A 14,435-nucleotide genomic window follows, 5' to 3' on the forward strand; every position below is an offset into this window, starting at 1 on the left:
TAGTCAACATCGCGATTGTAGCACAAACATTCTAATAAAGGAAAGTTTGACGGTTTGATTCCCCCGACCTGTCAATACGTTAAGATGGAACCGCATTCACCTTTTCGATCATCCTACAGAACGAACATAAGTCAGGCGCAGACGTGGGTTGTCCACACTTGGTACAAGAATGCAAGTGCGCATGCGAAATGGTCTGCTCGATGAACAAGTCACCACGCTTACGCGCTTCGAGGAAGTTCAAATAGAAGATCAGTTTCGCGCCCGGACGGGTCGTCTCAAGTTGGTTGAGCAATTCTTTGTAATAGATGGACTGCGACCCTTCTGCAAACGGACATTCCTCATAGATATATTCGATCCCTCGTGCCAGACAATACGCCGTCATCTCACGTTCGTAAAAACGACACAACGGCTTGACCTTGCGTGCCAGACCATCTGACTCGGGAAGAACAGGGCTTTGCCGTAAAAGATAATCACTCGACCAACTCAAAGTGTTACCAAATAAGACAGCCGCCTCATCGTCTAGGTTATGGCCGGTCGCAAGCACAGCATACCCCAAGTCCCGGGCGATGCGGTTCATTTCGTGGCGCTTCGCCAACCCGCACACGGCGCACGGCTTGCCATATCCACGATAAGAAATCTCCGCAAGCACCGGAACGGGTTGTCCGTATTCTTTTTCAATATCCACTACATGCAATTTGAGGTTGTTCTCATCTGCAAACTTCTGCGCAAGTCGTTGCGACTCGTGCGAGTAGTTGATACCGCCGTCAATGCCGAGTCCAAGATACAGCCCATCCGCCTGATAACCGAGCCGATTAAGAATATCCCATAAGGCAAGCGAATCCTTGCCTCCAGAAACCGCGACAAGAATTTTTTCGCCATGTGTGAACATGCCATATTTTTTGATAAAGCGTTCAGCCTGTTCGGGAATCCATTCGAGGTAATGCTCCTTGCACAAAGCCAGTTTATGCTGGCGCATGTTGACAGAAGCCTTAACTCCACATTTTTTACACTTCATAGCGCTCCCCCGGAAATCACCGAGACCAACTTGACCACATCCCCATCTTTCAGAATTTCATCGTCAAGGATCATCTCTCCTTCGCGCGTCGCAATAACAGACTCTGGGACAATGTTGCACTTCTTCAAAGCCGCCAGCAAATTCATCCCCGGCTTCACTTCATATTCTTTGTCACGTAAAGTCAATTTAACCAATTCTTCTCCTGTTTGAGTCATTCTACCATAGGCGTCTTGACAGTAACTCACTACACCTGTACGATTCAATACATGAAAATCGGCATGATGGCAGACACATATAAACCGTATGTCAGCGGCATCACAAACTACATTGACCTGAACAAACGTGCCCTTGAAAACGCAGGGCACGAAGTCTATGTATTTACCTTTGGCGACCTTGAATACGCAGACGAAGAACCGCGCGTCATTCGTAACCCTGGCCTGCCTCTGGCCGATACAGGCTTTTACCTCTCCCTCAGATACAGAACCAGGCACAAGAAACTACTCCAAACCATGGATGTTGTGCACGTACATCATCCATTCTTAAGCGGACGTCTCGCGCTTAGTTATTGTCGACGCGCACATATCCCCATCGTTTTTACCAATCACACGCGTTACGACCTCTACGCACAGGCACGTATGCCGCTCATGCCGCACGAAGTCAGCCACGGTTTGCTTCAGGCATACATGCCTGATTTCTGCGAGGAAATGGATTTGGTCATTTCTCCTTCGCATGGCATGGAGAAAATATTGAGGCGGTACGGTGTCAAGAGTCACGTTGAGGTTGTTCCTAACGGCGTCGATCTCACAAGTTTCTATAATGCCACGCCCCTCTCTCGTTCTGAGTTCGGCTTCAAAGAGGATGATATTCTTCTCGTTTTCGTGGGGAGAATTGCTCCTGAAAAAAATCTTGAATTCCTGATCCAGTCGTTTGCAGGCGTCGCGCAGGTCGTTCCAAATGCATATTTGCTGATCGCCGGGACCGGCCAAAAAGAACACATGGAAGAGATCAAGCCTCTGCCTGCTGAATATGGTGTTCAAGACCGCGTCCGTTTTGTGGGGATGATCCCCTACGACAAGCTTCCCTCGTATCTGACAATGTGTGATGCATTCGTCACCGCTTCCGTCACGGAAGTCCATCCGCTATCGGTGATCGAGGCCATGGGAACGGGACTCCCCGTCTTGGGCATTGACTCCCCCGGCGTCGGCGATTCAATTGTTGACGGGGAAACTGGTCTGCTTGCGAAAGAGGATGTCGCCTCCTTTACAGCTAAACTTACCTACCTCTGCCTGAACCGCGACATGCAAAAAAGATTCGGTGCGGCGGCTCGCAAGGCATCTGAACAGTACTCCATTGAACGCACAACCAAGATCATGCTTGATCACTATAGTCGCCTCACACAGAATACCAAGCCGCTCAAGCCCAAACTTGACGAACGTCTCAAGGCTATCCTTGAAGAGTTCCTGAAATGAAGCATAACCAACGCATCGGCAAATGGGGCGAAGAGACCGCCGTCGAATACCTCATGCAAAAAGGTTGTGAGATCGTCCGGCAAAATGTGCGAACCCCTTACGGTGAAATTGACATCATCGCCAAACAAGGCGAGACTATTATCTTCATCGAAGTCAAAACACGTACATCAAACACAATGGGCCTGCCCGAAGAAGCTATCACGCCCCGCAAACGCGAGCACATGATCGCCTGTGCCGAACACTACGCGGCCGAACATGAAATTGACAGCTGGCAGATCGATGTCATTTCAATTGAGGGTAAGCCAGGAACAGAGCCAACCATTACTTATTTTGAGAATGCGATCTGAGATTAAAGTGATATGGTAGCCGAAAAGAAATCCATCATTTTCGTATTAATTGTTTTTGCATTAGCCATTCTTTCTTTTTTTCTTGTGTCAATTTCCAAGCATGAAAAAGATAATCAGCCAATATTCTCATACGAAGTTCGATCTGATGATACGTGTGGAAAAATAGCAGCAGATCTGAATGTGTCTGTACTAAGCATCATTGAATCCAATAATTTGCAAAAGGATTGCAATGATATTTATACCGGACGGGTACTTTTAATTCCTTACCCAACGCCAACTCCTCGTGGAAGCTCTGGGCAAACAAATGTAGAAATCGTTGTAGACTGCGAACGTAGCACGTACTTAGTGAAAAAAGATGACACACTAGCCAGTATTGCAACCGAATACAAAGTACCTAAAGAAGCGATCTCTTTTTTCAACGGTCTCACAGAAAATAAAATTTATACAAGCATGGAACTTGTTATTCCACTCTGCTACATAACTCCAACCCCATGAGCCATCCAATGACAAAACATTCTCTCATCCTCATCGTTGGACCTACAGCCGTTGGCAAAACAGAAATTTCGATTCAACTCGCTGAACGACTTAAAGGCGAGATCGTCTCGGCAGATTCGCGTCTTTTTTATCGCGGGATGGATATTGGCACGGCAAAGCCCACCACTGAAGAACAGGCGCGCGTGCCGCATCACTTGATCGATATCGCAAACCCGGACGAGATATTGAGTCTCGCCGTCTTTCAACAGAAAGCACACGAGATCATTGAAGGTATTCATACACAAAACAAGTTGCCATTCCTTGTTGGAGGCACTGGTCAATACGTCCGTGCAGTGACACAGGGATGGACTCCCCCGGAAGTGGAACCTGATGAAACTTTGAGGAATGAATTAGAACGTCAAAAAGAGGAAAACGGCATCTATTGGCTACACGACAAACTCAAGACCTTGGATGAGGTTGCCGCAAGCAAGATTGATGCGCGAAATTATCGTCGAACGATACGGGCGTTGGAAGTCATTATGACGACGGGCAGGAAATTCTCTGAACAACGTGGTCAAAGCGACTCGCCGTATTACCTTGTGACGATTGGATTGATGCGTCCGCGCGAGGAGTTGTATCAGCGCGTCGATGAACGGATCGAATTGATGTTCGCAAATGGATTCATCGATGAAGTAAAAGGCTTGTTGGATAAAGGTTACTCCCCCATTCTGCCGACGATGTCTGCGATTGGGTATAGAGAATGTGTCAGTGTGATACAAGGCGAATTGACGGAGGAGCAGGCTAAGGTCCAGATCAGACGCGCGACTCGGGTATACGTCCGCAGGCAGGCGAATTGGTTCAAGGAGACGGATCCAAATATTCACTGGTTCAAAGTCCAGGATGGGGTTGTGGAGGAGATCGAGAAAAACATCCGAGAGTTGGTTGACTTTTGATTCTTGATTGTATATACTGAAACTAACCCAAACCAAGGAGGAGGCAGTATGACCGAACGTCCGTGGCTTGCTCATTACGACAAAGGGGTTCCGCAAACAATCGAATATCCCCAAGCGCCGTTGTTTCTCTTTTTAGAGGAGGCGGCGCGTAAATATCCGGACCGCGCCTGTACGATCTTCAAGGGTGCGGTCATTTCATATCGCGAGATGAATGCATTGACGGATCACATGGCCGCGGCCTTGGTGGAGCTTGGCGTGAAGAAGGGTGACCGTGTGGGCATCTTTATGCCAAACACGCCACAGTTCGTGATCGCCTATTACGGCATTTTGAAAATAGGTGGCGTAGTGGTGGCGGTCAACCCGACATATCCACCGGACGAGGTTGTTATGCCTGTCAACGATGCGAACATCGAGGTGATGTTCACGTTGACGCGCTTTTACAACATTTTAAAGACTGTACGTGAAAAGTCAAAACTCAAGAAGATCATCGTATCGAATGTAAAAGAGGCTTTACCTCCCGTCACACAGGTTTTGTTCACACTGGCAAAGGAAAAAAAGGAAGGCCACCGAATTGATGGACTAGACAGTGGCGACTTCTGGATGAAAGACCTGCTTGCCAAGCATGCAAATTCGCCAAGGCCTAAAGTGGACGTACTCCCAGACGATACTGCGTTATTCCAATATTCAGGCGGGACGACTGGCGTTCCCAAAGGTGCGGTCGCGATGCATCGCAACGTGGTTGCGAACACGCTCCAGATCAAATCGTGGATGCCAAACCTTGATCCGGGAAATGAAGTTGTGCTGATGGGTATTCCACTCTTCCATGTGTATGGCATGGTGGCAGGCATGAACTTTGCGATGGCAAATGGCGCAAGCATGGTCATGGTACCGAACGCACGTGACTTGAAAGATGTTTTGGATAATGTTTCCAAATATAGAGCCACGATCTTTCCAGGTGTTCCACTGCTTTATAACGGTATCAACAACTATCACGAAAAATTCCCGGCGGCCATAAAGTGGTTCTACGACTTGATCGGGAAGAAACCAAGAAGTGTTGATAAGATCTACGATCTTTCCAGTATCAAGGCCTGCATCTCCGGTTCTGCGGCTTTGATGCGCGAGACGAAAGAAAAATTCGAAACACTGACAGGCGGCAAAGTGTTTGAAGGGTACGGCCTCTCAGAAGCGCCAACCGCCACGCACTGCAATCCGCTTTTGGGAGAGAATAAGACCGGCTCCATTGGCATGCCCCTGCCTGATGTGGATATAAAGATCATCAGCCTTGATGATGGCGAAACTGAAATGCCACAAGGTGAAGTTGGCGAGATCGTGGTCAACGGGCCGCAGGTGATGAAGGGCTATCACAACATGCCCACCGAAACGGCGAATTCGTTGCGTCAAATGAAGGATGGAAAGATCTGGTTATTCACCGGTGACATCGCCCGTATGGATGAGGATGGCTACTTCTACATTGTTGACCGCAAGAAGGAACTTATCAAGCCAGGCGGTTTCCAGGTTTGGCCGCGCGAAGTGGAAGAAGTAATTTCCGATCATCCAAAGGTTCTCGAGGTTGGCGTGGGCGGCATCCCCGACCCGAAGAGTGGCGAGACCGTCAAAGCATGGGTTGTGCTGAAGCCCGGCGAAACAGCCACCGAAGATGATATTAAGAGCTTCTGCAAGGAACGCCTTGCACCGTACAAAGTTCCGCGCCACGTGGAATTCAGGAGTGAGCTCCCCAAAACCACTGTTGGCAAGATCTTGCGACGCGAGTTGGTGAGACAACACAAAGAAGGTAGCGTTTAAAACAAAAGTCGTTAATTAATAAATAAGAGCCTTCCAAAATTTGGAAGGCTCTTATGTTTAACTTTTTAGTTCGCTATGCAATCTGTGGTGTTCCGCTTTTCTTGGGAGAAGGCGGAGGGAAGATCGCTTCAAATTCTTCGCGGTTCAATGTTTCAACTTCGAGAAGTTTCTGCGCGACTGCGTCCAGTTGTTTGCGATACTTCGTCAGAAGTTTCCGCGCCAACTTGTAGGAGTCATCCACGATCTTGCGGACTTCGGCGTCAATTTGTTCGGCAACAGCTTCAGAGTAATCGCGTTGTTCAGAGATCTCGCGGCCAAGGAAGATCATTTCCTCTTTTTGGCCGTAGACACGCGGTCCAAGCTCACTGCTCATTCCCAAGCGAGTGACCATGGCACGAGCCATGCGAGTTACTTCTTCAATATCGCCGGATGCGCCAGAAGTGATATCGTCAAATACGATCTCTTCCGCAACACGTCCGCCCAAAGCCATGGCGAGGCGTGCAAGCATCTTTTTGCGGGCGATCAAAATGCGATCTTCCTCAGGGCGGAACCAGGTCAAACCACCAGCCTGCCCACGGCCCACGATCGTCACTTTTTGAACGGGGTCGGCTTCAGCGATGGCATTGCCAACTACGGCGTGACCAGCCTCATGGTAGGCGATGATGCGCTTCTCTTCTTCCGAGATCAAACGAGACTTACGTTCCGGTCCCATCACAACGCGTTCGATCGCTTCTTCCAATTCAGGTTGCCCAATGGACTTTTTATTGCGGCGCGCAGAAAGAATTGCGCCTTCATTGACAAGGTTCTCGAGATCAGCGCCGACAAAGCCGGGTGTGCCGCGAGCCAGTGAAGCAAGGTCAACATTCGGTTCCAATGGCTTGCCTTTGATGTGGACCTTGAGGATTTCCTCACGACCCTTAACATCAGGACGGTCAAGAGTCACGCGGCGATCAAAACGACCGGGGCGCATAAGAGCCGGGTCAAGAATATCGGGACGGTTGGTCGCAGCGATAATGATCACATTCGTGTCTGTATCAAAGCCGTCCATTTCGACGAGCATTTGGTTAAGAGTTTGTTCACGTTCATCATGTGAGCCGCCCAAACCAGCACCGCGTTGACGGCCTACAGCATCAATTTCATCTACGAAAATGATACAAGGCGAATGACGCTTGGCCTGATCGAACAGATCGCGCACGCGGCTTGCGCCCACACCCACGAACATTTCCACAAATTCAGAACCGGAGATGGAGAAGAAAGGAACGCCTGCTTCGCCAGAGACAGCCTTGGCTAAAAGGGTTTTACCTGTTCCAGGAGGGCCAACGAGCAAAACACCCTTGGGGATTCGTGCGCCCAACTGGATGAATTTCTGCGGTTCCTTTAAGAACTCAACGATCTCCGCAAGTTCCTGTTTGGATTCTTCTGCACCGGCGACATCCTGAAACGTCACTGTGGGATGTTCACCACTGAACATGCGAGCGCGCGATTTACCAAAGGACATCGCGGCGTTGTTCGATCCCTGTGCCTGACGGAAGATGAACCAAAACACGCCCAACATCAACAGGATCGGAAGCAGATAGACAACAAATCCGCCAAGGAGCCCGGACCAAACCGAAGGCGCTTCCACCTCGATCTTTACGTTTTCTACAGTAAGTTTTTCGGGGCTAACACCCAAATTGACCAACTGTGAAACAAGAGTGGAATCAGATTCTTTGTACGCCTCGATACCGGTCTTGGTCTGTGCTTCAGTGCCGGATTTATAGACCACCAGCAGACTGCCATCATTTTTGATGACCACCCGGGCGATCTTGCCTTGATTAATGCCTTGTGCAAGTTCATTGATCGTGAGAGGTTGCGTCGCAGTTGCCTGATTCCGCACTGCGGTCACAATCATGGCAATGACTGCCACGACCAACAAAAATGTCACTATATATGATTGGTTTCTTGAATTCACTATGCCTCCGAAATGTTCCGGGGATTATACCAACAGGGAGTGTGCAGGAATAGCCCGCTGGCGCTTTTTATATACTTCTCTAATATAGCCTTTTCGTTACAGGTTGGCAGTTGGACGCGGAATTTTGCCCGTCTCTTACGCCAAAATCAATTCCACAGGGCAATGATCGGAGCCATGGATATCATCGTGGATGATCACATCCTTCACACGTGGGACCAACGCTTCGGAGACCAGAAAATAATCAATACGCCAGCCCACATTGCGCGCACGCGCATTGGAAATATAAGTCCACCAGGTGTATTGTTCACGGTCAGGGTACAGCTTACGATAAACATCCACAAAACCATGATCGAGAAACTTTTGCACCCATTCTCGTTCTTCGGGCATAAAACCAGATGTCTTTTCGTTCACTTTTGGGTTTTTCAAGTCAATGGGCATGTGAGCAGTGTTGAAGTCACCTGTAATAATGAGGCTCTCCCCTTTTTTATGCAGTTTATCGCACAACTTCAACAAACGAGCGTAGAACTCCAATTTATAGTCCACACGGTCTTTGCCGCGCTGGCCATTCGGGAAGTAAATGTTGAATAGACGGAATCCAGGATGAACGGTGGAAATGACGCGTCCCTCGACGTCAAATTTTTCATCCCCCAATCCCATTTGAACATCCAACGGCTTCTCTTTATAAAACGTCGCTACGCCACTATACCCTGCCTTTTCGGCCGGGTTCCAAACATAGGGATAGCGTAAAGCCTGACCTTGTTCCTCACTTAACTGTTCTGGGCGGGCTTTTACCTCTTGCAGACATAGCAAATCTGGCGAATGCTTCCAGACCGCTTCCAAAGCGTTTTTACTCAAGGCCGCCCGTATACCATTAACGTTCCATGTTATTATCTTCATTGATTTCACTTTATGGTAAACTTTGGACAAGTAAAGATATGAATTCCAAGCTCAAATGTATTCTATGCGTTGAAGACGACCGGAGATGATAGACCTGATCCGGTTGATCCTCGGGCGCCGAGGCTTTGATGTGAAAGGCGCAAATGGTGGCGTTGAGGGGTTGAAAATGATCCACACGGAAAAACCGGACCTCATTTTGCTCGATCTGATGATGCCCGATATGGACGGTTGGGAAGTATATCAGCAAATCAAGGCAGACGAAAAAACAAAGGGAATTCCCGTGATCGTAGTCACAGCCAAAGCACAAAGCATCGATAAAGTCCTTGGCCTGCACATCGCAAAAGTGGATGACTACATCGCCAAGCCGTTCAACCCCCAGGAACTTCTCGCAAGCGTCGAGAAAGTACTCCAAAAGAAAGCATAGTCAACGAGGCGATCCATTGGACGCCTCGTTTTTAAATCTCTCATGCCCAAACAAATTCTTGTAGAAAACAAGAGCAGGAAGATCGAGACTCTGCCAGTTATTAAATACTGTGACACCTTCCTGACTCAATTACGCGGATTCACGCTCCGTGATCGCCTCTCTCGTAACGATGGGCTGGTCCTCGTTGGGAAGCGGGATTCACGCCTTGACTCTTCCATCCACATGCTGTTCGTATCCTTCGATTTAACCGTCATCTGGATCAGCTCGAACATGCAGGTAGTGGATAAGGTACTGGCAAAATCCTGGCAACCGGCTTATTTTTCAAAACAACCTGCACAATATGTTCTTGAGATCCATCCAGAACGGTGGGGAGATTATGAAGTTGGAGATACGGTTCAATTCAAAGATGTTTAAGCGCGTCGCTTCTATTCTCATATTAATTCTTGGCATTACATCCATTGTCACACAACCCGTTTTGGCGCAAACCAGCGGGCCTGTGTATATTGTGCAAGCTGGCGACACCTTGTCGTACATCGCTTCACGGTTCAACGTCTCACTCACCGACTTGTTGACGGCCAACCCAGCCGTTGACCCAAACTTTCTCGAACAGGGACAACAGCTCGTCATCCCTGGGCTGGAAGGCGTGACCGGCATACTGGAAACAGAAGTGATCTCATTTGGCGATTCATTTCGCAGTCTCAGCCGCCGCACACAAGTCTCTGACGAACAGTTGATCAAGCTCAATCGCCTCGTCAGCCCTACTGAGTTATATGTGGGCATCAGCATGATCGTCCCTGTGCAGGATGGGCAAACTGAATACACGTCACGTGCAAGCACGGGAACTGGTGAATCTTTATTAGAACTTGCCATTAAACAAGGTACTGACCCTTGGACTCTTACATCTATCAATGAACTCGGCGGAACATGGGCATCGATACCAAGTGATGTACTATATTCCCCCACTGGCAATAGTGAAGGCGCATCCGGTTTGCCATCTGCATTTGTCAGCGCCAGCATTGAGCCATTACCCATGGTACAGGGCGGCACCGAAACTATATATGCACAGGTAAAGGATGGGTACACAGTTACCGGAATGCTAGTGGATTATCCGCTTCATTTCTTTCCATATAATAACGAACTGGTAGCTTTGCAGGGGATTCACGGATTACTAGAGCCCGGGGTATATCCGCTCCGCTTAGAAGCATCGCTTCCAGATGGAACCCGTCAGTCTTATGAACAAATGGTATTGGTTACATCAGGTAACTACCGCCATGAAGATCTTTACGTCCCCACCGAAACTATAGACCCGGCTGTAACAGAACCAGAAAATAATCAGTTGATTTCCATTACAAGTGTCACCACCGGAACAAAATTCTGGAATGGTATATTTACATCACCCTCTGTATACCCAGACCAATACACATCACAATATGGTTTGAGGCGAACCTATCATGGCAATGGTTCGGATCTTACGATTGATGGTTTTCATACAGGCTTAGACTTCGCCGGCGGTGAAGGATTGCAGATTTTCGCACCAGCACCGGGGCGGGTCATTTTCGCGGGCCCTCTCACAGTACGCGGCAACGCAACGATCATCGATCACGGCTGGGGGATTTACAGTGGCATTTGGCATCAGTCGCAAATTTTTGTCAAAGCAGGCGATATGGTCGAACAGGGGCAACAAATCGGGTTGGTGGGCGCCACGGGGCGCGTCACCGGCGCGCATTTGCATTGGGAAGTGTGGGTAAACGGCGCCCAGGTGAACCCACTCAATTGGCTGGATCAAGCTTACCCGTAAGGGTAAGAACCGTAGCGTTGCAGTTCGCCCCTGTTTATGCTACACTACTGCTATCAACCGGAGGTCCTGTGTCAACCGCATCTATTGTCAATTTTTTAAAGCAATGTGACATTTTTTATCAATTCACGCCTACACAGCTTGAGTTAGTTGCGAATATTTGCCACGAGGCAACCTTCCAAAAAGATGATTTAATTTTCAAGGAAAATAGCGGAAGTAAGGAACTTTACGTCATTGTTCAGGGTGAAATAGATATTGTCGTGGATCCGTCACTGGTTGGTACCGTGGAAGATGGAACCGAGAACAGGGTAATTGCTACCATGCGGCGCGGACAGTCATTCGGGGAAGTTGCGCTTGTGGACGAGGGGTTACGCTCGGCTTCAGCCTGTGCCTCGCAAAAAGACACACGCCTTTTGATCATTCCACGCGATAAATTGGTCATGTTATGTGACACGTATCCCCAACTGGGATACCGATTGATGTACAACCTGGCCGCAGACCTTGCAATGAAAATACGTAATACCGACCTACGAATTCGCGAACAGCTTTTGTATTCACAGCAAGATCAAAAATAAAAACTTACTTGACCTCGTATAGAATTTCACGTACTATTGGCCACTAATATCCAGTTAAGAAAGGTTTTTGGATTATTTATACAGCTAATTGCCATTTTTTAAGAGCCGTGAGAAATTTTATCCTGAGGGTAGGATTTTCTCCGGCTCTTTGCACAAAATGAGCCTTTTGAAACTCAATAAAAAAAGGAGGTGGTGCTGACTACGAAGAGCATTGTCAGCTGTGTTGTATAACCGCTAACTGCGGGAAGAGTCTAATCAATCACCAAAATAATTTGGAGGAGGAAGAAATATGTCTAAACGTTTGAATGTAGTTATCGCATTGCTGATCGTTGCGAGCGTAGTGCTTGCGGCATGCGGTGGTGGAAGCAGTAATGCTGGTGGAGCGCTGAAAATCGTCTCCAGCCTTCCGATGACTGGTTCTTCATTGACCCAGACCCAGACCATTGTGAACGCCATGCAGTTGCGCCTCGAACAGGCCGGCGGCAAGGTTTGCGGTGGAAAATACACAGTCACCTACGAACCCTGGGATGATGCTTCGGCCGCCCTCGGCAAATGGGATCCCGCCGTCGAAACTGAAAACGCCAACAAAGCCGCCGCGGACAAATCCATCGTAGCCTACCTCGGCACATTTAACTCTGGCGCCGCTAAGTTGTCCATCCCGATCTTGAATGCCGCTGGTCCGTTGGTCATGATCTCCCCCGCCAACACCAACCCTGGCTTGACCAAGGCTGACAAGGATCTGCCCGGCGTTACCGATTCCTACTACCCGACCGGCACTCGTTCCTACACCCGTGTCGTTGCCGCTGATGATATTCAGGGCAAGGTCGCTGCGAATTTCGTGAAGTCCCTCGGCGCTACCACCGTGTATATCCTGGATGACCAGGAACTGTACGGTAAGGGTGTTGCTGATGTGTTCGAAGCCACCGCCAAGGAAATTGGTCTCACCGTTCTCGGCCACGAAGGCATTGACCCGAAGGCCGCTGACTACAAAGCTTTGATGACCAAGATCTCCACCAGCAACAGCGGCGCCGCTCCGGATGCCATTTACGTTGGTATGGTCGTCGATAACAACGCTTCCCAATTGCTGAAGGACAAGGTCGCGATCATGGGCGACAACAGCACCGTGAAGTATGTTGGTCCCGATGGTATCCAGACTCAGGCCTTCATCGATGGCGCTGGTGCTGATGTTGCCGAAGGCGCATATGCTTCCGTCGCTGGTGTTCCGCTCTCTGAACTGCCTGCTTCTGGTCAGCAATTCGTCAAAGACTACACTGCCAAGTTCGGCGAATTGACCGAGCCCTACGCTGTGTATGGCTATGAGACAATGAATATTGCCCTCAAGGCAATTGAAGATGTCTGCGCCGCTGGTGGTGATCCCTCCGACCGCGCGGCCGTCAACAAGGCCGTTTTCGCCATCAAGAACTTTGACGGCGCTCTCGGTACCTGGTCATTCGATGCCAACGGCGATACAAGCCTCACCGACATGACCTTCTACCAGGTCAAAGGTGGCAAGTACGAGTCTGTCGGCACTTTCAAATAAGTCTTCTGTACGTTTGGGGGCGGCAAATTGCCGCCCCCATTTTTATTCCAAAGTGCAAGGCGAAAGAAGTGAAACATGGAAACTACTAAAAAGAAATTTAGCCTTAAGCGTATTGGCACTGTGGGACTTGTCATTTACATCGTGTTTCTTATTGGCCCAATCGCAGGTCTTGACTTCCCTGCAATTTTTGCCGCGATCAAAGCAAACCCACTACAACTTGTACAATTCTTAATCATCGGGATTTCCAATGGGGCCATCATCGCCATCATCGCATTGGGCTACACCATGGTATACGGTATTGTCGAGTTAATTAACTTCGCCCATGGTGACGTATATATGATCGGCGTTTTCACATCGTTGACAGTGTTATCTCTGACCGGAACATTGGACAGTAAAGACCCCGGTACGATCATCCTTGGACTTATTCTGGCTCTCATCATTGCAGTCGCCGTTTGTGCAGCTCTCAATGCCACAATTGAACGTCTCGCGTATAAACCGTTACGGAACGCCCCGCGTCTTGCTCCATTGATCTCAGCGATCGGTATGTCCTTCATTATTGAGAACATCGGCCTCATGTGGGCGGCTCAAGCCTGGCTTGTACCTTCCTTTGGCACAACAGGTGGCGCTTCGCAAAAAGTTTTCCCTGACTTGCTTGGCACACTGTTCGCCAGCCTTGGCTTGGACGTCAACCTGTTAGCATCATCTGGTCTTGCTTTACGATTTACCATCAAGGATTTATTGGTTATTATTTTAGCGTCGTCACTCATGATTGGTCTGCGTCTATTCGTTCAGCATACACGACTGGGAAAAGCCATGCGCGCTACAGCGCAAAACCGCGATGCGGCCAAGATGCTTGGTATTGATATTGACTGGGTAATCACGGCCACATTCTTGATCGGTGGAGGCTTGGCAGGGGCAGCCGGGTTAATGGCTGGTCTTTACAACAACACCGCCTGGTGGTTCATGGGCTTCCGCGCCGGCTTGCAGTCCTTTACTGCAGCCGTTTTGGGAGGCATCGGCAATATCACAGGTGCCATGCTCGGTGGGTTCCTGATCGGTTTGCTGGCATCCTTTAGTGATGGATATCTCAACGCCCGGTGGACAAATGCCTGGGTGTTTGCAATTCTCGTTTTGATCCTGCTCTTCCGCCCCACAGGCTTGTTGGGCGAACAGACAGGTCAGAAGGTTTAGG

At 49.1% G+C, this 14,435-nt stretch carries 15 protein-coding genes; 11 read left to right on the forward strand and 4 right to left on the reverse strand.

Going from position 1 to position 14,435, the window contains the following annotated elements; genetic code table 11:
- Window positions 1–79 precede the first annotated feature (79 nt).
- Together IPP66_18920 and IPP66_18925 are read right to left on the reverse strand one after the other, a co-directional pair.
- A complete protein-coding gene (locus IPP66_18920) occupies window positions 80–1,015 on the reverse strand; it encodes an adenine nucleotide alpha hydrolase family protein (GenBank protein ID MBK9927346.1) in 936 nt (311 codons plus the stop codon).
- Window positions 1,012–1,209, reverse strand: a complete 198-nt coding sequence (locus IPP66_18925) for a MoaD/ThiS family protein (protein MBK9927347.1) — start codon at window positions 1,207–1,209, stop codon at window positions 1,012–1,014. The genes IPP66_18920 and IPP66_18925 overlap by 4 nt, the downstream gene beginning before the upstream one ends.
- An 84-nt stretch (window positions 1,210–1,293) precedes the next feature.
- On the opposite strand from IPP66_18925, the gene IPP66_18930 reads away from it, so the two are divergent.
- The 5 genes from IPP66_18930 to IPP66_18950 are packed head-to-tail and all read left to right on the forward strand — an operon-like array spanning window position 1,294 to window position 6,061.
- Entirely contained in the window at window positions 1,294–2,484 is a 1,191-nt protein-coding gene (locus tag IPP66_18930) for a glycosyltransferase (GenBank protein ID MBK9927348.1), read from the forward strand.
- Window positions 2,481–2,831, forward strand: coding sequence for a YraN family protein (locus IPP66_18935; GenBank protein MBK9927349.1), 351 nt, complete (start codon window positions 2,481–2,483; stop codon window positions 2,829–2,831). Before IPP66_18930 ends, IPP66_18935 begins: the two co-directional genes overlap by 4 nt.
- Window positions 2,832–2,843: 12 nt before the next feature.
- A complete protein-coding gene (locus IPP66_18940) occupies window positions 2,844–3,326 on the forward strand; it encodes a LysM peptidoglycan-binding domain-containing protein (GenBank protein MBK9927350.1) in 483 nt (160 codons plus the stop codon).
- On the forward strand, window positions 3,323–4,258 hold the full coding sequence (gene miaA / locus IPP66_18945) for a tRNA (adenosine(37)-N6)-dimethylallyltransferase MiaA (protein ID MBK9927351.1): 936 nt from the start codon (window positions 3,323–3,325) through the stop codon (window positions 4,256–4,258). Before IPP66_18940 ends, miaA begins: the two co-directional genes overlap by 4 nt.
- Window positions 4,259–4,306: 48 nt before the next feature.
- Window positions 4,307–6,061, forward strand: coding sequence for a long-chain fatty acid--CoA ligase (locus IPP66_18950; GenBank protein MBK9927352.1), 1,755 nt, complete (start codon window positions 4,307–4,309; stop codon window positions 6,059–6,061).
- 73 nt (window positions 6,062–6,134) lie between these two features.
- On the opposite strand, the gene ftsH is transcribed toward IPP66_18950, so the two are convergent.
- Complete coding sequence (gene ftsH / locus IPP66_18955; GenBank protein MBK9927353.1) at window positions 6,135–8,012, reverse strand: ATP-dependent zinc metalloprotease FtsH; 1,878 nt, start codon at window positions 8,010–8,012, stop codon at window positions 6,135–6,137.
- A 135-nt stretch (window positions 8,013–8,147) separates the two neighbouring features.
- Complete coding sequence (xth, locus tag IPP66_18960) at window positions 8,148–8,909, reverse strand: exodeoxyribonuclease III (GenBank protein ID MBK9927354.1); 762 nt, start codon at window positions 8,907–8,909, stop codon at window positions 8,148–8,150.
- An 85-nt stretch (window positions 8,910–8,994) separates the two neighbouring features.
- Here xth and IPP66_18965 point away from each other — a divergent pair, with 85 nt between their 5' ends.
- From IPP66_18965 to IPP66_18990, 6 genes are all read left to right on the forward strand, one after another.
- Window positions 8,995–9,333, forward strand: a complete 339-nt coding sequence (locus IPP66_18965; protein MBK9927355.1) for a response regulator — start codon at window positions 8,995–8,997, stop codon at window positions 9,331–9,333.
- Between the two features lie 42 nt (window positions 9,334–9,375).
- A complete protein-coding gene (locus tag IPP66_18970) occupies window positions 9,376–9,747 on the forward strand; it encodes a DUF192 domain-containing protein (GenBank protein MBK9927356.1) in 372 nt (123 codons plus the stop codon).
- Entirely contained in the window at window positions 9,710–11,131 is a 1,422-nt protein-coding gene (locus IPP66_18975; protein MBK9927357.1) for a peptidoglycan DD-metalloendopeptidase family protein, read from the forward strand. Before IPP66_18970 ends, IPP66_18975 begins: the two co-directional genes overlap by 38 nt.
- A 68-nt stretch (window positions 11,132–11,199) precedes the next feature.
- Complete coding sequence (locus IPP66_18980) at window positions 11,200–11,703, forward strand: cyclic nucleotide-binding domain-containing protein (protein ID MBK9927358.1); 504 nt, start codon at window positions 11,200–11,202, stop codon at window positions 11,701–11,703.
- Window positions 11,704–11,992: 289 nt separating this feature from the next.
- Window positions 11,993–13,243: a branched-chain amino acid ABC transporter substrate-binding protein gene (locus IPP66_18985; protein ID MBK9927359.1), complete on the forward strand. Its 1,251-nt coding sequence runs from the start codon at window positions 11,993–11,995 to the stop codon at window positions 13,241–13,243.
- Between the two features lie 75 nt (window positions 13,244–13,318).
- A complete protein-coding gene (locus IPP66_18990; protein ID MBK9927360.1) occupies window positions 13,319–14,434 on the forward strand; it encodes a branched-chain amino acid ABC transporter permease in 1,116 nt (371 codons plus the stop codon).
- The last annotated feature ends 1 nt before the right edge of the window (window position 14,435 follow it).

Origin of the sequence: Candidatus Defluviilinea proxima (assembly GCA_016721115.1) — a bacterium.
GTDB classification, from domain to species: Bacteria; Chloroflexota; Anaerolineae; order Anaerolineales; family Villigracilaceae; genus Defluviilinea; species Defluviilinea proxima.